26 protein-coding genes are annotated in these 25,313 nt (G+C 70.4%); 24 read left to right on the top strand and 2 right to left on the bottom strand.

From position 1 onward, the window contains the following. Positions 1 to 62 precede the first annotated feature (62 nt). The 17 genes from ACZ4VF_RS17240 to ACZ4VF_RS17160 all read left to right on the top strand — a co-directional run bounded on the left by ACZ4VF_RS17240 (position 63) and on the right by ACZ4VF_RS17160 (position 15,577). On the top strand, positions 63 to 938 hold the full coding sequence (locus tag ACZ4VF_RS17240; RefSeq protein WP_467926758.1) for a hypothetical protein: 876 nt from the start codon (positions 63 to 65) through the stop codon (positions 936 to 938). Positions 939 to 1,000: 62 nt separating this feature from the next. Then, a complete protein-coding gene (gene cpaB, locus ACZ4VF_RS17235) occupies positions 1,001 to 1,705 on the top strand; it encodes a Flp pilus assembly protein CpaB (RefSeq protein WP_467926756.1) in 705 nt (234 codons plus the stop codon). A 9-nt stretch (positions 1,706 to 1,714) separates the two neighbouring features. Further along, complete coding sequence (locus ACZ4VF_RS17230; protein ID WP_467926755.1) at positions 1,715 to 2,950, top strand: AAA family ATPase; 1,236 nt, start codon at positions 1,715 to 1,717, stop codon at positions 2,948 to 2,950. A gap of 7 nt (positions 2,951 to 2,957) precedes the next feature. Further along, positions 2,958 to 3,338 (top strand): TadE family protein, encoded by a 381-nt coding sequence (locus ACZ4VF_RS17225; protein ID WP_467926754.1) that lies wholly within the window; start codon positions 2,958 to 2,960, stop codon positions 3,336 to 3,338. A 1-nt stretch (position 3,339) separates the two neighbouring features. After that, positions 3,340 to 3,684: a TadE/TadG family type IV pilus assembly protein gene (locus ACZ4VF_RS17220; RefSeq protein WP_467926753.1), complete on the top strand. Its 345-nt coding sequence runs from the start codon at positions 3,340 to 3,342 to the stop codon at positions 3,682 to 3,684. A gap of 18 nt (positions 3,685 to 3,702) precedes the next feature. Further along, the gene (locus ACZ4VF_RS17215; protein WP_467926751.1) at positions 3,703 to 5,040 is read left to right on the top strand and encodes a CpaF family protein; all 1,338 of its coding nucleotides are present in this window, start codon (positions 3,703 to 3,705) and stop codon (positions 5,038 to 5,040) included. Between the two features lie 11 nt (positions 5,041 to 5,051). Then, positions 5,052 to 5,996 carry a type II secretion system F family protein gene (locus tag ACZ4VF_RS17210; RefSeq protein WP_467926750.1) on the top strand — a complete coding sequence of 315 codons (945 nt, stop codon included), beginning with the start codon at positions 5,052 to 5,054 and terminating at the stop codon, positions 5,994 to 5,996. 13 nt (positions 5,997 to 6,009) lie between these two features. Beyond that, a complete protein-coding gene (locus tag ACZ4VF_RS17205) occupies positions 6,010 to 6,897 on the top strand; it encodes a DUF5936 domain-containing protein (protein WP_467926749.1) in 888 nt (295 codons plus the stop codon). A 623-nt stretch (positions 6,898 to 7,520) separates the two neighbouring features. Then, positions 7,521 to 9,023: a sensor histidine kinase gene (locus ACZ4VF_RS17200; RefSeq protein ID WP_467927356.1), complete on the top strand. Its 1,503-nt coding sequence runs from the start codon at positions 7,521 to 7,523 to the stop codon at positions 9,021 to 9,023. An 11-nt stretch (positions 9,024 to 9,034) separates the two neighbouring features. Beyond that, on the top strand, positions 9,035 to 9,826 hold the full coding sequence (locus ACZ4VF_RS17195; protein ID WP_467926748.1) for a response regulator: 792 nt from the start codon (positions 9,035 to 9,037) through the stop codon (positions 9,824 to 9,826). A gap of 125 nt (positions 9,827 to 9,951) precedes the next feature. Continuing rightward, the gene (locus ACZ4VF_RS17190) at positions 9,952 to 10,137 is read left to right on the top strand and encodes a hypothetical protein (RefSeq protein ID WP_189301878.1); all 186 of its coding nucleotides are present in this window, start codon (positions 9,952 to 9,954) and stop codon (positions 10,135 to 10,137) included. Next, positions 10,134 to 10,745 (top strand): pilus assembly protein TadG-related protein, encoded by a 612-nt coding sequence (locus ACZ4VF_RS17185; protein ID WP_467926746.1) that lies wholly within the window; start codon positions 10,134 to 10,136, stop codon positions 10,743 to 10,745. The genes ACZ4VF_RS17190 and ACZ4VF_RS17185 overlap by 4 nt, the downstream gene beginning before the upstream one ends. 16 nt (positions 10,746 to 10,761) lie before the next feature. Continuing rightward, on the top strand, positions 10,762 to 11,343 hold the full coding sequence (locus ACZ4VF_RS17180; RefSeq protein ID WP_467926745.1) for a hypothetical protein: 582 nt from the start codon (positions 10,762 to 10,764) through the stop codon (positions 11,341 to 11,343). A gap of 7 nt (positions 11,344 to 11,350) precedes the next feature. Then, positions 11,351 to 11,974, top strand: coding sequence for an OmpA family protein (locus ACZ4VF_RS17175; protein ID WP_467926744.1), 624 nt, complete (start codon positions 11,351 to 11,353; stop codon positions 11,972 to 11,974). A gap of 268 nt (positions 11,975 to 12,242) precedes the next feature. After that, complete coding sequence (locus ACZ4VF_RS17170) at positions 12,243 to 12,734, top strand: hypothetical protein (RefSeq protein WP_467926742.1); 492 nt, start codon at positions 12,243 to 12,245, stop codon at positions 12,732 to 12,734. Between the two features lie 13 nt (positions 12,735 to 12,747). After that, complete coding sequence (locus tag ACZ4VF_RS17165; protein ID WP_467926741.1) at positions 12,748 to 14,991, top strand: hypothetical protein; 2,244 nt, start codon at positions 12,748 to 12,750, stop codon at positions 14,989 to 14,991. A 22-nt stretch (positions 14,992 to 15,013) separates the two neighbouring features. Continuing rightward, positions 15,014 to 15,577 carry a hypothetical protein gene (locus ACZ4VF_RS17160; protein ID WP_467926740.1) on the top strand — a complete coding sequence of 188 codons (564 nt, stop codon included), beginning with the start codon at positions 15,014 to 15,016 and terminating at the stop codon, positions 15,575 to 15,577. 29 nt (positions 15,578 to 15,606) lie between these two features. On the opposite strand, the gene ACZ4VF_RS17155 is transcribed toward ACZ4VF_RS17160, so the two are convergent. After that, positions 15,607 to 15,981, bottom strand: a complete 375-nt coding sequence (locus ACZ4VF_RS17155) for a DUF192 domain-containing protein (protein WP_467926739.1) — start codon at positions 15,979 to 15,981, stop codon at positions 15,607 to 15,609. Between the two features lie 103 nt (positions 15,982 to 16,084). Between ACZ4VF_RS17155 and ACZ4VF_RS17150 the strand changes: the two genes are divergently transcribed. The 7 genes from ACZ4VF_RS17150 (at position 16,085) to ACZ4VF_RS17120 (ending at position 24,757) form a co-directional block, all read left to right on the top strand. Continuing rightward, entirely contained in the window at positions 16,085 to 16,954 is an 870-nt protein-coding gene (locus ACZ4VF_RS17150) for an LLM class flavin-dependent oxidoreductase (RefSeq protein WP_467926737.1), read from the top strand. Between the two features lie 70 nt (positions 16,955 to 17,024). Then, positions 17,025 to 17,561, top strand: coding sequence for a GNAT family N-acetyltransferase (locus tag ACZ4VF_RS17145; RefSeq protein ID WP_467926736.1), 537 nt, complete (start codon positions 17,025 to 17,027; stop codon positions 17,559 to 17,561). Positions 17,562 to 17,710: 149 nt separating this feature from the next. After that, positions 17,711 to 18,496, top strand: a complete 786-nt coding sequence (locus ACZ4VF_RS17140; protein WP_467926735.1) for a methyltransferase domain-containing protein — start codon at positions 17,711 to 17,713, stop codon at positions 18,494 to 18,496. A 1,121-nt stretch (positions 18,497 to 19,617) separates the two neighbouring features. Then, complete coding sequence (locus tag ACZ4VF_RS17135) at positions 19,618 to 20,391, top strand: isoprenyl transferase (protein ID WP_467926733.1); 774 nt, start codon at positions 19,618 to 19,620, stop codon at positions 20,389 to 20,391. A gap of 357 nt (positions 20,392 to 20,748) precedes the next feature. Further along, complete coding sequence (locus ACZ4VF_RS17130; RefSeq protein WP_467926732.1) at positions 20,749 to 22,074, top strand: PhoH family protein; 1,326 nt, start codon at positions 20,749 to 20,751, stop codon at positions 22,072 to 22,074. A 431-nt stretch (positions 22,075 to 22,505) separates the two neighbouring features. Next, on the top strand, positions 22,506 to 23,216 hold the full coding sequence (locus tag ACZ4VF_RS17125) for an aggregation-promoting factor C-terminal-like domain-containing protein (protein ID WP_467926731.1): 711 nt from the start codon (positions 22,506 to 22,508) through the stop codon (positions 23,214 to 23,216). 152 nt (positions 23,217 to 23,368) lie between these two features. Beyond that, positions 23,369 to 24,757: an AI-2E family transporter gene (locus ACZ4VF_RS17120; RefSeq protein WP_467926729.1), complete on the top strand. Its 1,389-nt coding sequence runs from the start codon at positions 23,369 to 23,371 to the stop codon at positions 24,755 to 24,757. 21 nt (positions 24,758 to 24,778) lie between these two features. Here ACZ4VF_RS17120 and ACZ4VF_RS17115 read toward each other — a convergent pair whose 3' ends face one another. Beyond that, positions 24,779 to 25,312: an alkyl hydroperoxide reductase gene (locus tag ACZ4VF_RS17115; protein ID WP_014674689.1), complete on the bottom strand. Its 534-nt coding sequence runs from the start codon at positions 25,310 to 25,312 to the stop codon at positions 24,779 to 24,781. Position 25,313 lies beyond the last annotated feature (1 nt).

Here is a 25,313-nt window from a genome sequence, read left to right as displayed (position 1 = left end):
TCAGGTAGTCACGCAATGAAGTCGTCCTGGCGCACTGGGGTGATGCCCGTGGACCGGACGGTGTGAAGAGCGGGGAGCTGCGCGTGCCAACTGCCATTGCCGTGACCAGCGCCGACATGGCGCTGCCGGCGCAGGACGAGCGGACCATGCCCGCCGTCGTGCTCGCCGGGATCGACCGCAGGCCGCTGGAAGCGGCGCTCACCGAACTCCACGCCCTGGTCGAGCAGTACGGGTACGTGATCGTCGTCTGCTCCCAGGCCACCCCCGAGCCGGTCGTGCGACGGCTGTACACCCTGCGCTCGCTGCTGGAGAGCGACCGGATCGCCCTGTTCCGGCCCGCGCTGCCGCCGCTCGGCATCGCCGTGCTGGCCCGGCAGCTGCGGCAGCTCGCCTCCTGCGACCTCAGCCCGGGCGTGCTCGCCTCCGCCGCACGGCTGCTCACCCACTACATCCACGCCGGCGCCGTCCTCGGCTCCGTCGCCAGACTGGACCGGGTGCCGGTCGGGCTGAAGGCGCACGCCCGCTCCTGGGTGCCGGGCAGCCAGTTCGCCGTGCTCGCCCATCCCGAGCCCCAGCTCGTCCGGGTCGGCCCCGAGGCCACGCTGAAGGGCCCCGAGTTCAGTACCTGGCTGCTGGTCGCCAAGGGGCAGTCGCAGAGCGACTGGGTGGGCGGGCTCGGCAGCCGGTGGGGCGTGCACGGCGTACGCGAGGTGCCGCTGCCCGCCGAGTCCCCGGCGTGGTGGGGGACCGGCCGCCTGATCGAGTTCTGCGGCTACCTCGCCGACCTGTCCGTGCTCTACCAGCTGGTCACCTCGGTACGGCAGACCAGCTGCCACTGGTGCGGCCTCGACGTCATCGGCGACCGCTGCGTCTTCTGCTCCGCCACCCCGCCCGCCCACGAACCGCCCCGCGCCCTGGAGCAACGCACGCCCGCCTGACCGGCCCGGACACGACCCTCACATCCCGCTCGACCGATTCCCCCAATGAGGTTGCACGGTTCATGAACTCCCGTCAGCGCCGCGGCGTGATACTCCTGATCCTGTCGGTCCTGTGCGCGCTGGGCGCGTTCGCCGGCGTGCTCTCCGTCATCCACGACGTGAACTCCAAGGTCGGGCCCGAAGTCGCCGCCTACCGGGTCAGGTCCGAGGTGAAGCCGTACACCGCGCTGGAGGCGGGCCAGTTCGAGAAGGTCGAGATGCCCAGGCGGTGGCTGTCCGGCAACGCCGTCACCGACCTCGGGCAGATCCGCGGCAAGATCGCCGTGACCACCCTGCACACCGGCTCCCTGCTCCAGACCGACATGGTCGTGGACCAGCCCGCCCTCCAGCCCGGTCAGCAGGAGGTCGCCATCATGATCGACGCGGCGACCGGCGTGGCCGGGAAGATCACCCCGGGTTCGCGCGTCAACGTCTACGCCACCTTCGAGGGCAGGAAGGAGGGCGACCCCGACCAGTCGAAGATCATCGTGACCAACGCCCGCGTCCTCGACGTCGGCCAGATCACCGCCCTCGACCCGGACCGGGACAAGGACCGGCAGGCCACCGAGGCCGTCCCGATCACTTTCGCGCTGTCCACCATCGACGCCCAGCGCATCACCTACGCCGAGTCCTTCGCCCAGCGCGTCCGGCTCGCGCTCGTGGCCCCCGGCAGCGAGACCAGCGTCCCCGACAAGGACCGCACCTACGAACTCGCGACGGACAAGTGAGAGGCGGCCATGCCCATCAGGATCCTCCCGGCCGGCACGGACCCGGACGCCGTCCGCTCCCTCACCACCCTCCTCAGCCAGCTCCCCGACGCCGAGCCCCAGCCCCCGGTCACCGACTCCACTCAGCTCGTCGACGGCCTCGCCCGGCTCGCCGCCGAGTCCATCGACGACCTGCCCGAGGTGGTCGTCGTCCACGAGCGGATCGGGCCCGTACCGGCCCTGGAGCTGATCCGCGAGGTCGCCCTCCGCTTCCCCGCCGTCGGCGTCATCCTCGTCACCACCGACGCGAGCCCCGGCCTGTTCGCCGCCGCCATGGACTCCGGCGCCCGCGGCCTGGTCGCGCTCCCGCTGTCGTACGAGGAACTCGCCCACCGCGTGCAGGCCGTCGCCCAGTGGTCGACGGGCGTACGACGGCACCTCGGGCACGGTGCCGAGCTGCTCGCCGGCGTCGGCGGCACCGTCGTCACCGTCAGCGGCGCCAAAGGCGGTGTCGGCGCGACACTGACCGCGATCCAGCTGGCCCTCGCCGCCCAGGCCTCCGGCCGCGCCACCGCCCTCGTCGACCTCGACCTCCAGACCGGCGACATCGCCTCCTACCTGGACGTCCAGTTCCGCCGCTCGGTGGCCGACCTGGCCGCCATCACCGACATCTCGCCCCGCGTCCTCGCCGACGCCGTCTTCCGCCACGACACCGGGCTCGCCCTGCTCCTCGCACCCGGCGAGGGCGAACGCGGCGAGGAGGTCACCGACCGCGCCGCCCGCCAGATCGTCGGCGCGCTGCGCTCCCGCTACGAGGTGGTCGTGGTGGACTGCGGGGCCCAGCTGAGCGGTGCCGGGGCCGCCGTGGTGGAGATGGCCGACACCGCGCTGCTGGTCACCACCCCGGACGTCATCGCCGTACGCGCCGCCAAACGGACCGTACGGATGTGGGACCGGCTCCAGATCCGCAAGGCCGAGGAGACCACCGCGGTCGTCAACCGGCACACGCGCACCGCCGAGATCCAGCCCGCGCTCGTGCAGCGCATCACCGGGACGGCACTGGCGCGTACGGCCGTACCCGCCAACTTCAAGGAACTGCAAGGCGTCGTGGACGCCGGACGGGTCCATGAACTCGACACCAGGAGCACGGTCAAACAGGCGCTGTGGGCGCTCGCGGGCGAGCTGGGACTGGTCAAGGCCGCGGAGGGAGCCTCCCACCGCGGCAGCGGGCGGGGCCCGGTGAGTCTGCGCCGGCGGAAGGAGTGAACCTGCCATGAGAGGACCGGGCGGGGACCGGGGGCAGGTGAGCATCGAGTTCCTGGGCATGACACCGCTGATCGTTCTGACCCTGCTGCTCATGTGGCAGGCCGTGCTCGTCGGGTACGCCTTCACGCTCGCGGGGAACGCCGCGGACGAGGGCGTACGGGCGGGGACGGCGGCACCTCCGGGAGAGCGGTACGGCGTGTGCGAACGGGCCGCGCTGCAGCACCTGTCCGGGGCGTGGCGGGCGGGCGCCGGCGTCGACCACTGCGGCGGGAGCGGGTACGTGACGGCGGACGTGGCCGTCAAGGTGCCCGTCCTCTTCCCCGGCTTCGTCGACTTCCCCGTCACCGTCCACGGCCACGCCGGAGCCGTCGAGGAGGCGAAGCACTGACATGCCGTACCGCCACCCGGGACGCGACCGCGGCCAGGTCGCCATCGAGTACCTGGGGTTCATCCCCGTCCTGCTCGTCGTCGGCCTGGCCGGCTTCCAGATCGGTGCCGTCGCCTACGCCGCCGAGCAGGCCGGTACGGCGGCCAGGGCGGGGGCGCGGGCCGCGTCGCTGGGGCAGTCGTACGGCCAGGCGTGCGCCGACGCCGTGAGCGGCGGCCTCACGGTGTCCTGCGCGGCCGCCCCCGGAGGCGACTCGGTCACCGTCACCGCGACCGTCCACATCCCCACCGTCGTCTGGGACCTCGGCTCCGCCACCAAGTCCGCCACCATGCCGCTCGACCACTGACCGAGGAGAAGCGACCCCATGAGTCTGCGGGCACGCATCAGCACCCCGGAGGAGCACGGCAGCCGGGGCGAGGACGGGCACCTGGTCGCCTCCTACCGCGCCAAGCTGCTGGAGGAGATCGACCTCGCCGAGATGAGTTCACTCGCCGCCGCCGACCGCCGGACCCGGCTGGAGCGGGTGCTCGGGCACATCATCAGCCGCGAGGGCCCGGTCCTGTCGACCGTCGAGCGCTCCCAGCTGATCCGCCGGGTGGTGGACGAGGCGCTCGGCCTGGGCATCCTGGAACCGCTGCTGGAGGACGCGTCCATCACCGAGATCATGGTCAACGGGCCCGACGCGATCTTCGTGGAGCGCGGCGGCCGGGTGGAGCAGCTCCCCCTCCGCTTCGTCTCCGCCGACCAGCTGATGCAGACCATCGAGCGGATCGTGTCGACCGTCAACCGCCGCGTGGACGAGTCCAACCCGATGGTCGACGCCCGTCTGCCCTCCGGCGAACGCGTCAACGTCATCATCCCGCCGCTGTCCCTGACCGGCCCCATCCTCACCATCCGCCGCTTCCCGCGCTCCTTCACCCTCCAGGAGCTGATCGGCTTCGGCTCGCTCGACGAGCACATGGTGTACCTGCTGGCGGGCCTGGTGCAGGCCAAGTTCAACATCATCGTCTCCGGCGCCACCGGCACCGGCAAGACCACCCTCCTCAACGCCCTGTCCGGCCTGATCCCCGCACACGAGCGCATCATCACCATCGAGGACTCCGCCGAACTCCAGCTGCAGCAGACCCACGTGGTCCGCCTGGAGTCACGCCCGCCGAACGTCGAGGGCAAGGGCCAGGTCACCATCCGCGACCTCGTCCGCAACTCCCTGCGGATGCGCCCCGACCGGATCGTGGTCGGCGAGGTCCGCGGCGGCGAGTCCCTCGACATGCTCCAGGCCATGTCCACGGGCCACGACGGCTCCCTGGCCACCGTGCACGCCAACAGCGCCGAGGACGCCCTGACCCGCCTGCAGACCCTCGCCTCCATGTCCGACGTCGAGGTCCCCTTCGTCGCCCTTCACGACCAGATCAACAGCGCGGTCGACGTCATCGTCCAGCTCACCCGGTTCGCCGACGGCGCCCGCCGCATCACCGAGATCGCCCTGCTCGACAGCCACGGCGGAGAGCCGTACCGGCTGGCGACCGTCGCCCGCTTCGAGGCACAGCCCATGACCCCGGACGGCCGTGTCCACGGAGCCTTCCGCTACTTCCCGCTGCCCCGCCGCACCGCCGACCGCCTCTACATGGCGAGCCAGCCCCTCCCGCAGGCCTTCGGCGTAGCCCGCTCCGCCGACCAGCTAGCCACCCGAGAAGCCAGGTAGGACCCCCGACCATGGAACTCCACACCCTCGTCCGGCTCACCACCTCAGTGACGCTGATGACCTGCGTCCTGGCGGTGGCCGGCATCCACGCCTACGCCTCCGGCCGGGCCCGGCGCGCCGCCCTCGTGGACCGTCTCGCCCACACCGGCCCACCGGCCGCGGCCGGCCGCACCCGCCGCTTCCGCGACCTGGACCGGCGGCTGCGCCGCACCCGCCTCGGCCGCTGGCTGGAGCGGCGCCTGGCGGCGACCGGCCTGGACGTCACGCCGGGAGAGTTCTTCGCCGCCATGCTCGCGACCGTGGCCGCGCTCTGGCTGATCGGCCAGGCCGCCCTGGCCCCCTTCTTCGGCCCCCTCGCCGGGCTCCTCGGCATCGGAGCGGCGGTCCAGTTCCTCAACTGGCAGCGTCAGAAGCGCATCGAACGCTTCATCAACCAGCTCCCCGAACTCGCCCGCATCCTGGCCAACGCCACCCAGGCCGGCCTCGCCCTGCGCACCGCGATCGGCATGGCCGCGGAGGAACTGGAGGCCCCGGCCGGCGAGGAACTCGCCAAGGTCGCCGACCAGCTCGCCGTCGGCCACTCCCTGGAGGACGCGCTCGGCGAGCTGGCCGACCGCCTCCCCTCCCGCGAACTGGTCGTCCTCGTCACGACACTGGTCCTGTCGAACCGGGCGGGCGGCCAGGTGGTCTCCGCCCTGCGCAACCTGACCGAGACCCTGGAGGAGCGCAAGGAGACCCGGCGCGAGATCCGCACCCAGCTCTCCCAGGTGACCATGACGTCGTACGCCGTACCCGTCCTGGGGATCGGCGCGTTGTTCCTGATGAACGGCGTCAAGGACGGCGCGCTGGACCGCATGACCGGCTCCCCGGTCGGCCAGGCCTGCGTGATCATCGCGTTCGCCATGTACGCCGTCGGCTTCGTGCTCATCCGCCGCCTGAGCCGGATCGACGTCTGAGGGAGGTGACCCGATGGCATACCTGCTCGCCCTGCTGATGGGCGCGGGCGTCTGGGGCGTCTTCGCCGGCCTCCGCATGTACCGCGCGGAGGCCAAACTCCCCGGCGACCTCGCCGTCGCCCTGGAGGTCGGCGCCACCCGCACCGGTGCGGTCGGCTCGGTCGTCGACCGCCTCGGCATGCGCTACGCCCCCGCCGTACTGCGCCTGATGGGCCCGCGCCTGGTGGCCAGGTACCGCCGGAAGATCGACCTCGCGGGCAACCCCGGCGGCCTCACCCTCGACCGCTACGCGGCCCGCCGCGCGGTCTACGGCGCGCTGGGCGCCGTCGGCTTCCTGGTCTTCCTCCTGCGCGGCCAGTGGTTCGTGGCCGTACTCCTCCTCCTGTTCGGCGCCTTCTGGACGGAGGTCGGCCTCTGGTCGGCCATCCGGGTCCGCAAGGACGTCATCGAACGCACCCTGCCCGACTTCCTGGACGTCCTGGCGGTCGTGGTCAGCGCGGGCCTCGGCTTCCGTCAGGCGCTGGACCGGGTCGCCTTCCGCTACGAGGGCCCGTGGGCCGACGAACTCCGCATCACCCTCCGCCAGATGGACCTCGGCATGAGCCGCCGCCAGGCCTTCGCGGAGCTGAGACGGCGGAACGACTCCGAGCAGGTGGCGATGTTCGTCACGGCCCTTCAACAGGGCGAGGAACTGGGCGCGCCCATCGTCGACACCCTGGTCTCCCTGGCGAAGGACATGCGCCGCACCGACGCCCAGAACGCCCGCCGCAAGGCCGCCCGCGCGGTGCCCAAGGCCACGCTGATGATCACCACGTTCATGGTCCCGGCGACGATGCTCCTGCTGGGCGCCGGCCTGCTGCTGGGCTCCGGCGTGAACTTCGGCTCGCTCACGGGGGAGTGAGGGACGGGGTGGCGGCGATGGGGACGCGGCTCACGGGGCGCGGGGCGTGGAGGGGAGGAAGGCGGGGGGTGCGGGGAGCACGGGGGGTGTGGGGGGTGCGAGGGGTACGGGGGGTGCGTCCCGGGGCGTGGTTGCGGGGGAGGCCGGGTGGGGGTGCCGGGGCGGGGGTGGCTGGTGCCGGGGCAGGGGGCGGGGCCGGGGCGGCCGGTGTCGAGGTGGGGGGTGGGTTCGGGCCGGCGGGCGGTGTGGCGTGGGCGGACGGTTGTACGCGGGCGGACGCTCGTACGCGGGCGGACGGTGTGGGACCGGCGGATGGTGTCGGGTCGGCGGGCGGTGTCGGTTCGGTGGCCGGTGTCGGGTCGGCGGCCGGTAGTGGGGTGGCGTGGGCGGACGGTCGTACGCGGGCGGACGGTGTGGGACCGGCGGATGGTGTCGGGTCGGCAGACGGTATCGGGTCGGTGGCCGGTGTCGGGTCGGCGGCCGGTAGTGGTCCGGTGGACGGTAGCGGTGCGGTGGACGGTAGCGGTGCGGTGGACGGCGGGGAGTCGGAAGCATCGCCGGTAGCGGCCGTGCTCCCCCCGGCCGAGCCGTCCGAAAAGCTCCAGATCCGCGCGCTCCAGGCGATGTGCCGCCAGGTCTTCGGCTTCCGCCTGGCCATGATCCTGGTGTCGGCCCCGGCGGCCCTCCTCAACGCGGCCCCCGGCCTGGGCGCCCGCCTGGTCGGCGCGGCCGTGGTCGTCACCTTCATGGTGTCCTACGTCCTCTTCCGGGACTGGGAACGCTTCGGCCCCCTCCTCCTCCGCCACCCCAGCCTGCTGGCCGCGGACACCGTCTTCGGCTCCTTCCTCCTCGTCTCGGCGGGCCCGGACACCACCCTCGCCTACGTCAGCGTCTGCACACCCCTGCTGGCCGGCCTGGTCTACAGCTGGCGCGGCGCGGCCTGCTTCGCCTCGCTCCAGTCCCTGATCCTGCTGCTGGTCCACGCCACCCTGAAGACCGACCGGCACGCGCCCGTCGCCGAGGCCCTGTTGCTGCCCGGCCTGTGCGTCATCGCCGGTGCCATGGGCTCGACGCTGCGCAACCTGATGCTCCGCTTCGGCGCCGCGACCCAGGCCCTGACGACGGTGCAGGCCCGGCTGGCGGCGACGGAGGCGGTGAGCGCGGAACGCGCCCGTCTGGCCCGCGAGATGCACGACTCGGTGGCCAAGACCCTCTACGGCGTGGCCCTGGCGGCGGACGGCCTGGCCGCGACGGCCTCGACCACGACCCCCGACCCGGCCCGCATCAGAGAACAGGCGGAACTGGTGTCCCGTTCGGCCCGCAGGGCGGCGGCGGAGTCCCGGGAACTGCTGACGGACCTACGACGCGACGGCCAGGAGACACCGGACCAGGCCTCCGCGCTGTGGCAGGCACTGGAGCGGGAGGCAATGGACGTCACCAGGCGAACCGGGATCGAGGTGACGTGCCACTGGGCGTGGGGGGAGACGGACGGGGCCGGGAGCCGAACGGACGGGGCCGGAGGGGAGACGGGCGGGCACCGGAGGGAGACGGCCGGGGACTGGGGTGAGCCGCGCGGGGACGTGAGCGAGACGCACAGGGACTTGAGCGAGACGCATGGGGACGTGAGCGAGACGCGCGGGGACTGGGGCGAGGCGCACGGGGACCGGGGTGAGATGGGAGGGGCAGTGCCCGACGGGGTTCCACCCGGCGGGACCTCGCCCGGCGGAGCCTCGCCGCACGGGCCCCCACCGGACGGGCCCCTGCCGGACGGACCCCCGCCCCTCCCACCCCCCTTGACCCGCCACCTCCTCGCCATCGCCACGGAGGCACTGGAGAACGCCCACCGCCACGCGGCCGCGACCCGGGTGGACGTACGGGCATCGGTCGACGGGCACCTGCTCCGCCTGACCATCCACGACGACGGCAACGGCCTCCCACCCGGCACCACCCTGGAACGGCTCCGCGGCTCCGGCCACTTCGGGCTGCTCGGCATGGTCGAACGGGCCGCGCAGGCGGGGGCCCGGATCCGTATCGGAAGGGGCGCGCACGAGCGCGGTACGGAGGTACGCCTGGACATCCCCCTGCCTGCCCGTCCCGCGTCGCCCCCGGCCCCCGCAAACCCCTGAGAGGAGGCACCATGCGGCCCTCACGCCATCCACGGCCGTCACACGGCGAACCCGGCACCGACAGCGCGCCGTTCCCGCCCCCGGCACCGGCCACCCCGCCGTTGCGGCTCCTGGTCGCCGACGACAACCCCGTCGTCCGCGCCGGCCTGACGGCCCTGCTGTCGGGTCACCCGGACACCACGGTGGTGGGGGAGGCACGGGACGGCCGCGAGGCGTACGAGGCGGCGGTCCGGCACCGGCCCGATGTCATCCTCCTCGACGTCCGCATGCCCGGAGTCGACGGAATCTCGGCGTTGCCCCACCTGGTGGGCCTGGCCCCCGTCATGATGCTCACCTACAGCCATGAGACGGAAACCGTGCGGGAGGCGCTGCGGCTGGGGGCGGGGGGATACCTGGTGCACGGCGAGTTCACGACGGAGCAGTTGGTGCGGGCGGTGCGGGATGTCCGGGAGGGGAGACCGCATGTGACGCCGGGGGCGGCGAGGGCGTTGCTGGAGGATCTTCGAGGAGATGCACCTGCACACGTCGAGCGCGAACTTCCGGCAATTTCAAAGGAATATGCCCCATCCACTCTTTCGCATCTGCAACCATCTATGGGACAGTCGTTCCGGTCGCGGTTCCGGCTGAGTACGAGGGAGGCGGAGATCATGGACCTCATCGCGTCCGGCATGACCAACCAGCAGATCGCCGCCGCCTGCTTCATCAGCGAGAAGACGGTCAAGAACCACATCAACCGCATCTTCGCCAAGCTCCACAGCACGACGAGGTCCCAGGCGACGGCGAAGTGGCTGGGGGTGGCTTGAAATGCGGCGGCAGGGGAGGAACCCGGGGAAGAAATGGGCCTGGGGTTGGGTCCTTGGGCCCTCTGGCACGCGCCGACCCGGGCTCTACGTTGCCGGAGTCCGCAGCGAAGCCGGAGGGGAGCGCCATGAGCGACTGGATGCTGAAGTTGATGGTTGCGATGCAGCGTCGCACCGACGACAGGGGGCAGACCGCCGTCGAGTACCTCGGGATCATCGCGGTGGTTGTGGCGATTGTGCTGGCGGTTACGGGTACCAGCATCGGATCGGCGATCCTCGACAAGATCATGTCGCAGATCAACAAAATCGTGTGAGGCGCCTTCGCCGTCACGGCGATGCCGGGCAGGCCTTCCCCATCTACATCACGGTGGTGGCGGGCCTGCTCTTTCTTGCGTTCGCGTATCTCGCAGTAGGGCAGGCTGCGGTGAACCGCAGTGGTGCTCAGACGGCGGCCGACGCAGCGGTGCTGGCGGCAGCTCAGAACGGGCGTGACCAGCTCGCGGCCGCATGGGCCGCCGACCTGCTCGACCCGGACAAGTGGAAGGACGTCTTCGAGGGCAAGGTGCCTGTCGACAACCCGTGCGCGCGGGCGGAGCAACTCGCAGCCCAGAACGACGCCACGCTGAATGACTGCAATTGGCAGCTCCTGCGGTACACGGTCGATGTCGAAACCAAGAAGTCGGTCGGAGACTCCGTCGTCCCGGGGACGGAGGACATCCACTCAAAGGCTTTCGCTGCGGCCGTCATCGAACCGCGCTGTACTTTCGACCTCCCAGGAGAGTCCGGCGAGGGCGAGAAACTGCCTCAACTCACCTGCGACGGCGAGCCTTGGAAGCTGGATCCGGATGACGGAGCGACCCTACCCGCGCCCGAGGACCTGTTCGATGTGCACCTGGCCGACGCACAAGCTCACGACGATTGATGAAGGAAACGGAGCGATGATCATGCGGTTCACTGCGAAGGCCCGCAGGGGGATGGTCGCGCTGACCGTTGCTGCTGGGCTGGGCTTTGGCGTTGCGGGTTGTGGCGGCGGAGGGCACGACGACAAGAAGCCGGAGACCTCTGCGGCTGCTTCCAGAACCGATGACTCCCAGCCGAGCGCCCAAGAGGGGCAGTCACAGGAACCATTGGCAGAACTCAAGGGGCAGGACGGCCTACTGCTCCAAGTCACCTCCGCCCAGCGAGACTCCGGTGGGTTCATCACCGTGAATGGAAACCTGAAGAACGAGGGCGCGCAGTCGGTCGTCATCCCGTCCGCACTTCGTGGTGACGAGACGGAGATCGTGCAACATGGGACGTCTCTTGGCGGCGCCACCCTCGTGGATGCCAAGGGCAAGAAGCGGTACTACGTGCTGCGGGACACGGACGGGCGGCCCCTCACCACAACCGGTCTGACAACGATCCAGCCAGGGCAAACCATCCCGGTGTTCATGCAATTTCCCTCGCCGCCCACGAACATCACCGAGGTGACCCTCCAGCTACCCACCTTTTCCAGTGCCGGCATCCAGATCTCCGGGTGAGGCCCCAGTGACCACCGCACCCCGCCTCGCCCTCGTCTCCACCGCCCTCCTGCTCATCGTGCACCTGCCCGCCACCACCGCGATGGCCGACGACACCGGCCCCAGCGAACCCCCCGGTACAGAACCCTCCGCCACCGCCCCCGTGAAAGTCGACCCCACGGATCCGGACCTGAAGCTTCCCGAGGGCGCCACGCTGGCCGAGGCCAAGGTGTTGGACATCAAGTCGGTCGTGGAGGACCAGAGCGGGGAGGAACGACGTGAGGACACCAACGCCGACGTGACGTTCGCGCTCCAGGCGGAGGTGCTCTTCGGCAAGGACAGCGCGAAGATCAGCCCGGAGGCCAAGGCCCGCATCTCCGCCGTCGCCGAGGAGATCAGGAAGCAGAACGCCACCCGCGTCCGCGTCTTCGGCTTCACCGACAACCTCGGCTCCTCCGCCCACGGCGACACCCTCTCCAAGCAGCGCGCCAACGCCGTACAGGCCGTACTGGACCAGGACCTGAACAGCCCGACGGTCACCTTCGACGTCCGCGGCTACGGCGAGCAGTACCCGATCGCAGACAACGCGACCGAGGAGGGCCGGCGGAAGAACCGCCGCGTGGAGGTGACGTTCCCCCGCACCCAGCCGTGACCGCAAACAGCAGCGACCGCTTCCGGGAACCCCCCGGCCGGCGCACGGGAACGGTGCCAGGGGCGCTTTCCAGCCGACTGTGCTCCCAGCAGTGTCAGGAGCCGATGACGCCTCACCGCCTCGGCTATCGTGCCGCTGTTGCTCCTGTTACGCACAGGCAGGACACGGACACTGTGCGCCATCTCCGTGGTGCTGACTGCATGGGTGGGACCGGCCCCCGGGATCCGGCGGCCGCACGGAGACGGCGACTACGGGGAGAGGCCCTGGCATGGCGTGGGACGAGTGGGAACAGCTCAAAACCGGCGCGAAGGACCGCACCTCCGCGCGCACGCAGCTCAACCACGTCGCCACCCCGATCGACGGGAGCAGCGGTACCTACGGCGACCTGAAGGTCGGCAACAGCGATCTCGTGGCCATCGGCAAAGAGGCCCACTCGCTCTACGACCAGCTGTGGAACAAGGCCCGGGTGGCACAGTCGACGAGCGAGTCCGCGGCCGGGGACCTCGCGAAGCAGGGTTTCACCCTGGGCAGGGGGCTGAAGCACGTCGCCCAGCGCTGGGACGACCAGCTCAGATCGCTGCTGGACGCGTGTGCGCAGATCTCCAACCACATGCACGTCACCAAGAAGATCCACTCCGGCGACGACGGCTACATCGGGCGACAGATGAGCAGCATCGACACCCTGGACGCCGGTTTCGACGACCGTGCGGGAGAACCGGGCGAGAAGAACCCGGTCTACTACCCGAAGAAGAAGCACTGAGCGAGGCCGCCGGGTGAAGTTCGAAGACCTCTACCAAGCCAACTTCAAGCAGCTCGACGACGCGGTCCACGACTGGGGCCTTCTCGTCCGCAACCTGAGCGACCTGCAGAAGCAGGCGAGGGACGGACTGCACGACAAGGCGGTCAAGGCCGACTGGCACGGTGTCAACGCCTCCGTCTCCAAGGAGTTCATCGGCAAGACCGCCGGCGAGTTCGAGGACGCCGCCAAGGAGGCGTCCTCCATCCACAAGATCCTTCAGGACACCCGGGACGAACTGAAGCACTACAAGGAGCAACTGCACCAGGCTGTCGAGAACGGCCGCAAGAAGAACCTCACCGTGATGCCGACCGGCGAGGGCGGCTTCACCGTCACCATGGCCGTCCATCCGGACCGCGCCGGACACGGGACCAAGGTCTCCGGCCACAGCGTCGCGGACGAGGAGCACCTGCGCGACGAGGTACAGAGGATCCTCGGCAACGCCGCGAAGAGCGACAGCACGGCCGCCGACGTCCTCATGGCGCTCGTCGACGAGAGCAGGTACGGCTTTACCGGTGTCGTCTACGAGAACCGGGACTCGGCTGCGAAGGCCGTCCAGGAGGCCGACGCGGTGGCGAGACTGGCGCGGAAGGACCCGTCGAAGCTCACCCCGGCCGACTTCGACGAGATCAACGCGGGCCTGAAGCAGTACCACGACGACCCCTTGTTCGCGGAGGAGTTCGCCGAGCGGCTGGGGGCCCGGGGGACGGAGAGGTTCTGGCTCGGCCTCAACGACGACCGCGAGGGCGCGCACCTGGCCTATGACCGCGGATACGAGTACGCCGAACTGCAGAAGAACCTGAGCCTGACCCTGGCCACCGCGAGCCAGTCGGACAGCGCGGGTATGGAGGCGTGGAAACAGCAGGTCATCATGTCGGGCAACAAGGCTGTCGGTACCCATGGTGACGTGCTGGGCTTCCAGGTGATGAGCAACCTGATGCGCAACGGTGACTTCGACGATCGGTTCATGACCGATTACGGCCGCGGGCTGATGAAGGCCGAGCGGTTCTACACGCACGACGGCAAGAACGTCGCCTGGCAGGCGAGCATCTGCCCTCGGCTCAACCACTTGGGCTCCGACGGCGGCTGGGATCCGCTCAACGGGTACTTGAAGGGCCTGGCGAACAATCCCGCAGCCGCCACGGACTTCTTCGACGACGACTTCATCCCGCAGGACGGCGACCACAAGAAGGCCGTCTCCAACTTCGACTATCTCTTCAAGCAGCGACAGTGGCCCATGGACATCCACGACACCCACGATGTCCACAGCATCGCCGGCCAGAACTACCTGGCCCAGGCCCTGGAGGCGGCAACCACCGGCCACCCGGCGGGCGAGATCCCCACGGCCGACACCCCGGCCCACACCAGTGCCCAGACCAAACTGTTCGAGGAGATCGTCTCCGCCGCAGCGGACAGGCAGGAGCTCCTCACCGACCGCGGCTACATGTCCGACAGCATGGGCCAGATCGCCTCGGAATACCTGCCGGACATCAACCGGGCCAACAGCGACTTGCCGCACACGGACCTGCTCTATCCCATCGATGGCGCTGCGGCCGATCTCGACGGGCGGGACGTGAACAAGTTCCTGTTCGCCGTGGGGCAGAACCCCGAGGGATACGCTGCCGTCGAAGTCGGCCAGAAGGCCTACATGTCGAACCTGTTGCAGCACCACCTGAACCCCGACCTGCCGGCCGACCACCGTTTCACCAGCGACCACGAACTCCTCGTCCAGACCGTCACCGAGAGGAGCGGCGAGGTCTCCGGGATCCTCAGCCAGGCCCGTATGGAGGCCATCGGCAGCGTGGCGAAGGGAAAGGACGACTCCTTCGACCACGCTGTCGCCCAGTATCAGAACCTGGTCTCCGGTGGCATCGGTACGGCCGTCGGCGTAGGCACGTCGTTCATCGGCTCACCCGCAGCCGGTGCGGTCGTCGGCGGCGCGGCAGGCACCGCGACGGGCGCGGCCTTGCAGTGGCTGTTCCAGGATATTCAGGGTTCCGCTGCGGATGATGCTCAAGACAAAGAAGGAGATGTCTGGCAGCGCGGCTGGGACCGAAATGGCGAGTACACGAAGCGGGCGACAGATCTTACTGTGAAGCGTTATCACTTGAGCCCCGACCTCGTGTCCTACGCGGCAAGGTCCGCACATCAAGGCTATTACAACGCCCAGGCCATCTTGCACGGCCAGGCACCGGGCGGTACTGCGGACGTTCCGGACTAGCAAGGGAGATAGGGGAGATCCATTGAACAGCGTCCGACCTTACGGGAAGTTGCGCCCCATTGCTATTGCATCCGCGACTGCCGCCCTCTTGGTCGGACTCTCCGGGTGCAGTGACGAAAAAGTAGAGCGTAAGTACGCCGTCCCGCACTCGCTGTGCGGGATTCCTGTCGACGGCAAGGGACTGGCGCCGTTCCTGCCGTCCGGACGAAAGCTGTCGGTCAAGCAGACTCTGTCCGATGACTGGGGGTCGCGTTGCGAGGTTCGCGTCGACTCCCGCCTCGTGGTGAAAACTTCGCTGCAGTGGTTGTCGGATGCCCCCAATACTGCCTACTTCGTGGGAGGGCAGGCCAATTCCAAGCTTGACCATGAAGTCGAGGATGGAAGGTTTCTCTATTCCGGATGGGAGGCGTTCGGTAAAACACGGAACTGCACGAGCAAGCAGCTTCTGGGTAGTGAACTGTTTACCGCATTCCAGATGCATTCCTCAGAGCATCAGGATTCCGACGCCATGAAGCAACTCATCATCGCGTACACAAGAGCGGCCGAGAAGACGGATATCTGTAAAGAGGGCAGGCCGTTCAAGTAGCCTCGCCGGACGATCGAGGGTCCACGGATTCAGACCTGGGCCGCGACCTCGACTCGGACACCCACGCCCACCCCCCACCCCGCCATAGCCCCCGCCTCCGCCTCCAGCACATGCCGTGCCCGGAGGCGGGGCAGGCCCAGGCGGCCCGGGGGCATGGTGTGGACGGCGATGACGGTGAGGTGGCGGTCCAGGTAGGCGACGTCGATCGGGATGCGCATGCCGAAGGTGTGCACCCCGCTCGCCGGCGACAGCAGCAGCGCCCCCTCGACGGAGTCCCGGCCCAGGAGCCCCCTGGTGCGGGCCCGGTAGGAGGCGGCGATTTCCAGGGGAACCCCTGCGGAGCGCGCCGCCCCGGAGCCCGTCCGTACGATCAGTCGCCCACGGCCGTCCCGCCAGCGTCCCATGCCCGCCGTCCCCTTCCCTCGGCTTCCCCCGGCCCCCGGCAGCCGACTCGCCACCGGCGTAAACGCGTTGTACTTCCCTGTTCTCCCCACTAGGAAGAGCACCATGACAGGACTCGGTGTCGTATTCCGCCCCCAGCTTCCTCCCGAACGGCTGCGGGACCTCGCACGCCTCGCGGACGCGACGGGGCTCGACGAGCTGTGGCTGTGGGAGGACTGCTTCCTGGAGGGCGGGGTGTCCACGGCCGCCGCCGCGCTCGCCTGGACCGAGCGGGTGCGGGTCGGGATCGGGCTGTTGCCCGTGCCGCTCAGGAACGTCGCCGTCACCGCCATGGAGGCCGCCTCGCTGGAGCGGATGTTCCCCGGCCGGGCCGTCCTGACCCTGGGACACGGGGTCCAGGACTGGATGGGGCAGGTCGGTGCCCGCGTCGCGTCCCCGCTCGGGCTGCTCGGCGAGCATCTCGACGCCCTGCGGGCCCTGCTGCGCGGTGAGCGGCTCAGCGTGCGCGGGCGGTACGTCCAGTTGGACGACGTAGCCCTCGACTGGCCCCCGCAGCGTCCCGTCGACGTCCTCGCGGGCGGAACCGGACCCCGTACGCTCCGGCTCTCCGGCGAGAAGGCCGACGGCACCCTCCTCACCGCCGCCACCTCGGCGGACGGTGTACGGCGCGCCCGGGAGCTGGTGGCGGAGGGACGGCGGGCGGCCGGGCGCGGCGGCTCACACCGGATCGTCGTCTACCTGCTGGCGGCGACGGGGGCCGGCGCCGAGGACCGGCTGCGTGCCGAACTCCTCGCCGAGGGGCTGGAGTCGGCGGACGTGGGGATCGCCGGGGAGGCGGGCGCGGTGGCCGAGGCGGTGCGGGGGCTGGCCGAGGCCGGCGCGGACACCGTCGTGCTGCAGCCGACGGCGGACGAGCCCGACCCGGAGGGGTTCGTGCGTTTCGCGGCGGAGGAGGTTCGGCCGCTGCTGCCCTGACGGGGGCCCCGCGGCCGGGTGTTGTCGCTGGTCAGGGGGCGTTGTCAGTGGCGGGTGTCACACTGCCCGCATGACTGAGCAGACGGAAGCCGACCTGCGCGAGGCCGTGTCCCTGCGGGCCGTCATCGACGACGACCTGGAGGCCTTCTTCGCCTACGAGCACGACCCCGAGGCCGCCCGGCGGTCGAGGTTCGCCCCCCGGCCGCGCGAAAGCTTCTTCCCGCACTGGCGGAACCGGGTGCTCGGTGACCCCGACTGTCTGGTGCGGACGGTCACCGTCGGCGGGGAGGCCGCCGGGAGCGTCGTGTCCTGGACGCAGGACGGACGCCGGTTCGTCGGCTACTGGCTCGGGCGGCCGTACTGGGGCCGTGGCGTCGGCACCCGCGCGCTCGGCCTCTTCCTGCAGCTGGATCCGGTCCGCCCCCTGTACGCCGACCCCTTCTCCGGCAACACCGCCTCCGTACGGCTGCTGGAGAGACACGGCTTCGAGCACTCCGGAACGGTCCGCCACGGCACGGACGAGCATGCGCTGCTGGTCCTCCGGGGAGTCGCCGGGGAAGGAGATGCCGGGGAAGGAGATGAGGAGTCCGGGGAACGGCGGGGGTGACGGACGGTCCGCGTCGACAGATGCCGACGCGGACGCCGGCGCCCTCCCGGGTCGAGACGGCTCCCTCGCGGCGACGCGAGGGTCCCTGCCCCACCGGGCCCTGACCTCTTCCCTCGTCCGCGCCAGGGCCCCGTTTCCCTCATGGCCGTATGACAGCGCACCGTTCCTTCGAAGAGCTCCTGGCCGAGGGCGCCGACGCGCCGACCGAGGGCTGGGACTTCTCGTGGTTCGAGGGGCGGGCCACCGAGGCGCGGCCGTCGTGGGGGTACGCACGGTCGGCGGGGGAGCGCCTGGCCGGGGCCGAGGCCGTGCTGGACATCCAGACCGGCGGCGGGGAGGTGCTCGACTTCGCGCTGGGCCGGGCGGAGCCGGACCGGCCGCTGCTGGTCGCGGCGACGGAGGGGTGGCCGCCGAACGCGGCCAAGGCCACGGTGCTGCTGCGGCCCCGCGGGGTCGTGGTGGTCGCCGCCCCCGACGACGCACCGCTGCCGTTCGCGGACGAGGCCTTCGACCTCGTGCTCAGCCGGCATCCGGTGCGCCCGCACTGGGAGGAGATCGCCCGGGTGCTGCGGCCCGGCGGGACGTACTTCGCCCAGCACGTGGGTCCCGGCAGCGTTTTCGAGCTGGTCGAGTACTTCCTCGGACCACAGCCGGAGGAGGTGCGCCGCGCCCGCGACCCCGAGCGGGAGCGGGGCGACGCCGAGGCGGCGGGTCTCCAGGTGGCCGGGCTGCGGGCGGAGCGGCTGCGGATGGAGTTCCACGACATCGCCGCGGTCGTCCATTTCCTGCGGAAGGTCGTCTGGATGGTCCCGGGCTTCACCGTCGAGGCGTACGAGCCGCAACTCCGCGCGCTGCACGAGCGGATCGAGAAGCAGGGATCGTTCGTCGCGCACAGCGCCCGGCAGCTGTTCGACGTACGCAAGCCGGAACGCTGACGACGCCCGGCACCGCGTGTCAGGACGTCGGCGGACGGCGGACGGCTGACGGCTGTCCGGTGGGTTCTCTGCCGGAAGTTCGACGGCAGTTCCCCCAGGGTTTCCACATTGTTATCCACCCGGGTTTCACAGGAGCCTCACTGGTCACGTAAGTTCAGACCAAGGTTATTCGCGTGAGCAAAGCTGCGCGGCCGGTACCGCGCAGTGGAGGGGGCTGCGCGGTGCCGTGAGGCCGGGTGATCCTTTCATCGGCGGTGGAGCGGAATCGTCAAGTCCACCATTCACTGACGCCGTAGCCCGTCGGGGGGACTCCGGGGCAACTCGCCGATGAGCCCCAAGATGGCCCAATCCCTGCGAAACTATTCGTATGCGAGCGGATTTACCTGTGATTCCGCTGTGAATCGCACGGGAAACACCCCTGAATCCCCCGTTCCGCGAGCAGCGCGGCGTCGCCGGGCGATTCCGGAGAGTAGTTGTGGCACGCCGATGCACCCACCATCCCTTACGAAGGGTTATGGTGGAAACCCCCCCTCGGGCCGGTCCGTCTCCCCCCCACGGACCGGCCCGTTTTTTCGTCCATCGGGGACTTCGGGGGGAACCGCGCAGGGATCCTAGGGATCCCCCTCCGGGCCCAGGCGGGAACCTCCTCCCGGGCCCCCGAGGGGAACCCCCGGCCCGGGCCCCGGCGGGAAACCCCACCCACGGCCCCGACGGGAAGCCCCACCCACGGCCCCGACGGGGACCTCTCCCGGCAGCCCGGTGAGCCCCCTCCCGGAATATCCAGGCAGCTCCCGGAGACTCCCTGGGGGCCTCCGCGGACTCCCTGCGGACCCCGCGGACACCCGGGGACCCCGGGGGACCTCCCGAAGGAGCCCCCGGGGGCTCGGCGGAATCCGCAAAGGCCCTGGCCCCGCCCCCACCCCTCACCCTCCCGCCCCACCCCCGTCTCTCAGCCCCCACCGCACCCCCCACCGCACCCCCCACCCCGTCCCCCCACAGGCCGCCACCCCCCGCTCCCCCTCAGGGCCGGGCCATGACCAACGCCCGATCAGCGGTAGGCTCAACGGCTCCGGCACCCCGTACCCCGCGCCCACCCCCGCGCCCAACCCCCGGAGGGTCACGTGAACCTGCGCGACAAGCTGCGCGGCCTGCTCGTCAGGCTCTACGCACGCCGGGTGGAAGGCCACCTGGACCACGCTCAGGTGCCCAAGCACATCGGCGTCATCATGGACGGCAACCGCCGCTGGGCGAAGGCGTCCGGCTCCAGTACGGTCCACGGGCACCGGGCCGGTGCCGAGAAGATCGAGGAGTTCCTCGGCTGGTGCAGCGAGACCGACGTCGAGGTCGTCACCCTGTGGCTGCTGTCCACCGACAACTTCGACCGGCCGCAGGAGGAACTCGTCCCCCTGCTCGGCATCATCGAGGACGTCGTCCGCACCCTCGCCGCCGACGGCCGCTGGCGCGTCCACCACGTCGGCACGATGGACCTGCTGCCCGCGCAGATGCAGAGGACACTGAAGGAGGCCCAGGAGGCCACCGCCCACATCGACGGGATAACCGTCAACGTGGCCATCGGCTACGGCGGCCGGCAGGAGATCGCCGACGCCGTGCGCTCCATGCTGCTCGACGCGCACGACAAGGGCGTGTCGATGGAGGACCTCGCCGAGTCCGTCGACATCGACATGATCGGCCGTCACCTCTACACCGGCGCCCAGCCCGACCCCGACCTGGTGATCCGCACCAGCGGTGAACAGCGGCTGTCCGGATTCATGCTCTGGCAGACCGCTCACTCGGAGTACTACTTCTGCGAGGTCTTCTGGCCGGCGTTCCGGAAGGTCGACTTCCTGCGCGCCATGCGCGACTACGCCGCACGTCACCGCCGCTACGGCGGCTGACCGCCCGCTCCGGCCCGTCCCGCCCCGTCGCCACCCGGTGACGGGGCGTCGTCGTTCACCCGGATTCCCGGGGCCGTAACGAGGAGTTCACCGGCGCGCTGTTGGCCACATTTGCATGGCGGCGCATGTTCGAGGGCATAGACCAAGCAGGTCGACACCCGAACCACGGGTGTCGGATCTCAGCGGGCGGCAGGGAGCCGTCCGCCCGGGAGGCCCTTTGCACCAGCCCGACCGTGCGGTCAAGGCACGGAAGCAGCCGCGGAGGGCCGGTTCACGGCCCGCCGCACGCGAGGGCCAGACACCGGTCCAGCATCACTTCGTCGCTCCCCGACCTCATCCGAGGGGGTACGTCCTTCCGTGGTGACCAGCACAAAGCGCCACAAGTCAGACCGGCGCACGTATGTTCTCGACACCAGCGTCCTGCTGGCCGACCCGAACGCCCTGGCCCGCTTCGACGAGCACGAGGTCGTGCTCCCCATCGTGGTGGTCACGGAACTGGAGGCCAAGCGGCACCATCCCGAGCTCGGCTACTTCGCCCGGCAGGCCCTGCGCCTGCTCGACGAGTACCGGGTGAGGCACGGCCGTCTCGACGCCCCCATCCCGATCGGGGACCTCGGCGGCACGATCCGTGTCGAGCTCAACCACTCGGACCCCAGCGTGCTGCCCACCGGCTACCGCCTGGGGGACAACGACTCCCGCATCCTCGCGGTGGCCCGCAACCTGCAGGCCGAGGGGTTCGACGTCACCGTCGTGTCGAAGGACCTGCCGCTGAGGATCAAGGCGTCCTCGGTGGGCCTCCTCGCCGAGGAGTACCGGGCCGAACTCGCCATCACGGAGAACTCCGGCTGGACCGGGATGACCGAACTCACCCTGCCGGGCGAGCAGGTGGACATCCTCTTCGAGGAAGGACACGTGTACGTCCCGGAGGCGGCCGGCCTCCCCGTGCACACCGGTCTGACCATCCAGTCCGAGCGCGGCAAAGCCCTCGGCCGGGTCACCGCCGAGGGCAACGTCCGGCTGGTGCGCGGCGACCGGGAGGCGTTCGGCATCAAGGGCCGCAGCGCCGAGCAGCGCATCGCGCTCGACCTGCTGCTCGACCCGGACGTCGGCATCGTCTCGATGGGCGGCCGGGCCGGCACCGGCAAGTCGGCGCTGGCGCTGTGCGCGGGCCTGGAGGCGGTCCTGGAGCGCCGCCAGCACCAGAAGGTGATGGTCTTCCGGCCGCTGTACGCCGTCGGCGGGCAGGAGCTGGGCTATCTGCCGGGCACCGAGGCGGAGAAGATGAGCCCGTGGGCGCAGGCCGTCTTCGACACCCTCTCGGCGGTCACCAGCCGCGAGGTCATCGAGGAGGTCACCGCGCGCGGGATGCTGGAGGTGCTCCCGCTCACCCACATCCGCGGGCGCTCGCTGCACGACGCGTTCGTGATCGTGGACGAGGCCCAGTCCCTGGAGAAGAACGTCCTGCTGACCGTTCTGTCCCGGATCGGTGCCAACTCGCGGGTGGTCCTCACCCACGACGTGGCGCAGCGGGACAATCTGCGCGTAGGCCGTTATGACGGAGTCGTCGCCGTCGTGGAGAAACTGAAGGGACATCCCCTCTTCGCCCATGTCACGCTGACTCGGTCCGAGAGGTCCCAGATTGCCGCGCTTGTGACCGAAATGCTGGAGGACGGCCACATCTGACCCGCGCTGCCCAGCAGTTGGCGCCGTCCGGCAAAGGCCAAGAGCCTAGCCGGGCGGCGCCTTCGTGCGTGGAGCTTTCCTGAAATCCCAGGGGCCAAACGGGATGTGAGCTTTCACACGCAACACAGAATTGCCACGCGGCGTCCGGTTACGGCAGAGTCTCACTCCTGTCAGGCCCCGCATACGACACAGCTGTACCCCCTGGGCGCATCACCCAGTCGTTGAGCCTCGGAAGCGGTACGGCGCCACCGGAACCACCACCAACTCCATAGAGTTCGTCGTATGCCGCCCGTGCACCACGCGGCGCTCCCCGTGGGGGAGTTGCCCACCGGGCCCGCGCCTCCCGTGACCCCGCAGTTGGGAGGCCAGTGTCAGGGGCACGATTGCGTCCGCCAGGGTCACCGAAGCGGGCGATGCTGGAAGGAAACCGTGTGAGCCGGATTTCGGTCCGGGGATTCGCAGTGGCCTCGGCCACCGCGGTCACCGCTGTCGGAAGCGTCGTCGGCGTTGCGTCGGGCAGCACCGCGCAGACCAACGACGCCGAGGCGACGGCAGCCGACACCACGCTCCTCGCGGACATACCCGCGGGTCAGCAGGCGCAGGTCCAGGCCGCGTCCCTGACGCAGCAGGCCGACGCGCAGGCCATCGCCGCCGACGCGAGCGCCAAGAAGGACGCCGAGGCGGCCGCCCGCAAGGCGGCGGCCGAGACCGCGATCGCGAAGAAGGAAGCCGCCGAGAAGGCGGAGAAGGCGGCCAAGGAGGCCGCCAAGAAGCGCGCCGAGACGAAGGCCGCGGCCAGCCGCGGGACCGACGTCCGCGACTCTTCCAGCTTCCCGACCCAGAGCAGCTACACGGTGGCGCAGATCCAGGCGATGGCGCGCCAGATGGTGGCCGGCGGCCAGTACCAGTGCTTCAGCAACATCGTGGACCACGAGTCCAGCTGGAACTACCGCGCGGTGAACGCCTCCTCCGGCGCCTACGGTCTCTTCCAGGCCCTGCCCGGCTCCAAGATGGCCTCCGCCGGCGCCGACTGGCAGACCAACCCGGCCACGCAGATCAAGTGGGGCCTCAACTACATGAACAGCCGCTACGGCAGCCCGTGCGAGGCCTGGTCTTTCTGGCAGGCCAACCACTGGTACTAGGAGCCGCGCCGGATCCGGTCGGCCCTTCTCCACCTCGCGCAGCCCCTCCCCGTCCTCGGGAGAGGGGCTTTCGCCCTGTACGGTCGTATCCGGACGGCTCCCCGGGGGGAGTGATGGCGAGTACCCGGGGACGCGGGGGGAAGAGGACGGACATGTCGCGAGTGCCAGGGTGGCTCGGCCGGCTGGGAGCCGGTCTCACCGAGATGAGCGAGCGTCTGGACGAGCGCCGTGCCGAGGTGGACAAGGAGCAGGGCGACTCCGCGAAGCCCGCCGCCTCCGCCGGCACCGGACCCGCCGGCCCGCCCGCCGACGGACCCCCGCCCACCCACCGGACCCCGGTGCCGCGCGGCCCCCGCCCCGACCCGGCCCAGGCCGTGCCCTGGGGTGTCCGGGTCGCCGCCGAGGCCGGCTGGCGGGTGCTGGTGCTGGCCGGCACGGTCTGGGTGCTGATGCGGGTCATCAGCGCCGTCCAGCTGGTGGTGTTCGCCTTCGTCATCGCCCTGCTGGTCACCGCGCTGCTCCAGCCGACGGTAGCCCGGCTCACCCGGCGCGGGGTACCGCGCGGACCGGCCACCGCGCTCACCGCCATCTCCGGCTTCGTCGTCATCGGACTGATGGGCTGGTTCGTGACCTGGCAGGTCATGGAGAACATCGACACGCTCTCCAGCCAGATCCAGTCCGGCATCGACGACCTGCGCGACTGGCTGCTGAAGAGTCCCTTTCACGTCACCGACAAGCAGATCAACCAGATCGCCAAGAACCTCCGCGAGGCGATCGGCGCCAACACCGATCAGATCACCTCCGCGGGCCTGGAGGGCGTTCAGGTCATCATCGAGGCGCTCACCGGCATCCTGCTGGTGTTCTTCTCGACGCTGTTCCTGCTCTACGACGGCAAGCGGATCTGGGAGTGGTTCCTGAAGCTGGTGCCGTCTGCGGCCCGCCCGGGCGTGGCCGGGGCCGGCCCCCGCGCGTGGCGCACGCTGACCGCCTACGTCCGCGGCACGGTCCTGGTCGCCCTCATCGACGCCATCTTCATCGGCATCGGCATCTACTTCCTGGACGTGCCGATGGCCGTCCCGCTGGCCGTCTTCATTTTCCTGTTCTCGTTCATCCCGCTGGTCGGCGCCGTCGCCTCCGGGGCGCTGGCGGTGATCGTCGCCCTGGTGACGCAGGGTGTGTTCGCCGCGGTCATGACCCTCGTCGTGGTCCTCGCGGTCCAGCAGATCGAAGGGCACGTCCTGCAGCCGTTCATCCTCGGCCGCGCGGTACGCGTCCACCCGCTCGCGGTCGTGCTGACCGTGGCCGCCGGCGGCATGGTGGCCGGCATCGGCGGCGCGGTGGTGGCCGTACCGCTGGTGGCGGTGACGAACACGGTGGTGGGCTATCTGCGGCAGTACTCGCAGGAGGTCCACGGGCAGGCGTCCGCCGAGGACGCCCCGGACGCCGAGAACGCCGAGAACGCCGAGGACGCGGGGGAGACCGGGGAGGCCGTGGCGGAGGACCCGGGGGAGAACGCGGAGGACCCCGCCCACCAGGGGTGAGCGGGGTCCTCGTCGTACGGCTTACTCAGCCAGCACGGCCTCGGCGTCCAGGGTGACGCCGACGGCCTGCACCACGGAGGCGATCTTGAAGGCCTCCTGGACGGTCTCGCGCTCCACGCCGGCCTTGCGCAGCACCTGCTCGTGCGAGTCCAGGCACATGCCACAGCCGTTGATCGCGGAGACCGCGAACGACCACAGCTCGAAGTCGACCTTCTCCACGCCCGGGTTGCCGATGACGTTCATCCGCAGACCCGCGCGCAGGGTGCCGTACTCGTGGTCGGACAGCAGGTGCCGGGTGCGGTAGAAGACGTTGTTCATCGCCATGATGGCGGCGGCCGACTTGGCGGCCTGGTACGCCTCCGGCGAGAGGTTCGCCTTCGCCTCCGGCTCCAGCTCACGCAGCACGATCGGGGAACGGGAGGCGATCGCGGTCGCCAGCACCGTGCCCCACAGCTGCTGCGCCGGCAGCTCCGAGTTGCCGATGACCGAGCCCAGGTTGAGCTTCAGGTCCTTGGCGTAGTCCGGGATACGGGACTTCAGGGAGTCGAGCGACACG

The sequence above is a fragment of the Streptomyces sp. NPDC029151 genome (genome assembly GCF_055564315.1).
This window is presented reverse-complemented; position numbering and strand designations above follow the sequence as displayed.

Coding starts and splice junctions, on each gene's coding strand:
- ACZ4VF_RS17180 (WP_467926745.1), top strand. CDS start 10,762: ATGATCATGCGGTTCACTGCGAAGGCCCGCAGGGGGATGGTCGCGCTG.
- cpaB (WP_467926756.1), top strand. CDS start 1,001: ATGAACTCCCGTCAGCGCCGCGGCGTGATACTCCTGATCCTGTCGGTC.
- ACZ4VF_RS17190 (WP_189301878.1), top strand. CDS start 9,952: ATGAGCGACTGGATGCTGAAGTTGATGGTTGCGATGCAGCGTCGCACC.
- ACZ4VF_RS17140 (WP_467926735.1), top strand. CDS start 17,711: ATGACAGCGCACCGTTCCTTCGAAGAGCTCCTGGCCGAGGGCGCCGAC.
- ACZ4VF_RS17195 (WP_467926748.1), top strand. CDS start 9,035: ATGCGGCCCTCACGCCATCCACGGCCGTCACACGGCGAACCCGGCACC.
- ACZ4VF_RS17205 (WP_467926749.1), top strand. CDS start 6,010: ATGGCATACCTGCTCGCCCTGCTGATGGGCGCGGGCGTCTGGGGCGTC.
- ACZ4VF_RS17210 (WP_467926750.1), top strand. CDS start 5,052: ATGGAACTCCACACCCTCGTCCGGCTCACCACCTCAGTGACGCTGATG.
- ACZ4VF_RS17145 (WP_467926736.1), top strand. CDS start 17,025: ATGACTGAGCAGACGGAAGCCGACCTGCGCGAGGCCGTGTCCCTGCGG.
- ACZ4VF_RS17170 (WP_467926742.1), top strand. CDS start 12,243: ATGGCGTGGGACGAGTGGGAACAGCTCAAAACCGGCGCGAAGGACCGC.
- ACZ4VF_RS17200 (WP_467927356.1), top strand. CDS start 7,521: ATGTGCCGCCAGGTCTTCGGCTTCCGCCTGGCCATGATCCTGGTGTCG.
- ACZ4VF_RS17225 (WP_467926754.1), top strand. CDS start 2,958: ATGAGAGGACCGGGCGGGGACCGGGGGCAGGTGAGCATCGAGTTCCTG.
- ACZ4VF_RS17230 (WP_467926755.1), top strand. CDS start 1,715: ATGCCCATCAGGATCCTCCCGGCCGGCACGGACCCGGACGCCGTCCGC.
- ACZ4VF_RS17150 (WP_467926737.1), top strand. CDS start 16,085: ATGACAGGACTCGGTGTCGTATTCCGCCCCCAGCTTCCTCCCGAACGG.
- ACZ4VF_RS17220 (WP_467926753.1), top strand. CDS start 3,340: ATGCCGTACCGCCACCCGGGACGCGACCGCGGCCAGGTCGCCATCGAG.
- ACZ4VF_RS17215 (WP_467926751.1), top strand. CDS start 3,703: ATGAGTCTGCGGGCACGCATCAGCACCCCGGAGGAGCACGGCAGCCGG.
- ACZ4VF_RS17155 (WP_467926739.1), bottom strand. CDS start 15,981: ATGGGACGCTGGCGGGACGGCCGTGGGCGACTGATCGTACGGACGGGC.
- ACZ4VF_RS17120 (WP_467926729.1), top strand. CDS start 23,369: ATGTCGCGAGTGCCAGGGTGGCTCGGCCGGCTGGGAGCCGGTCTCACC.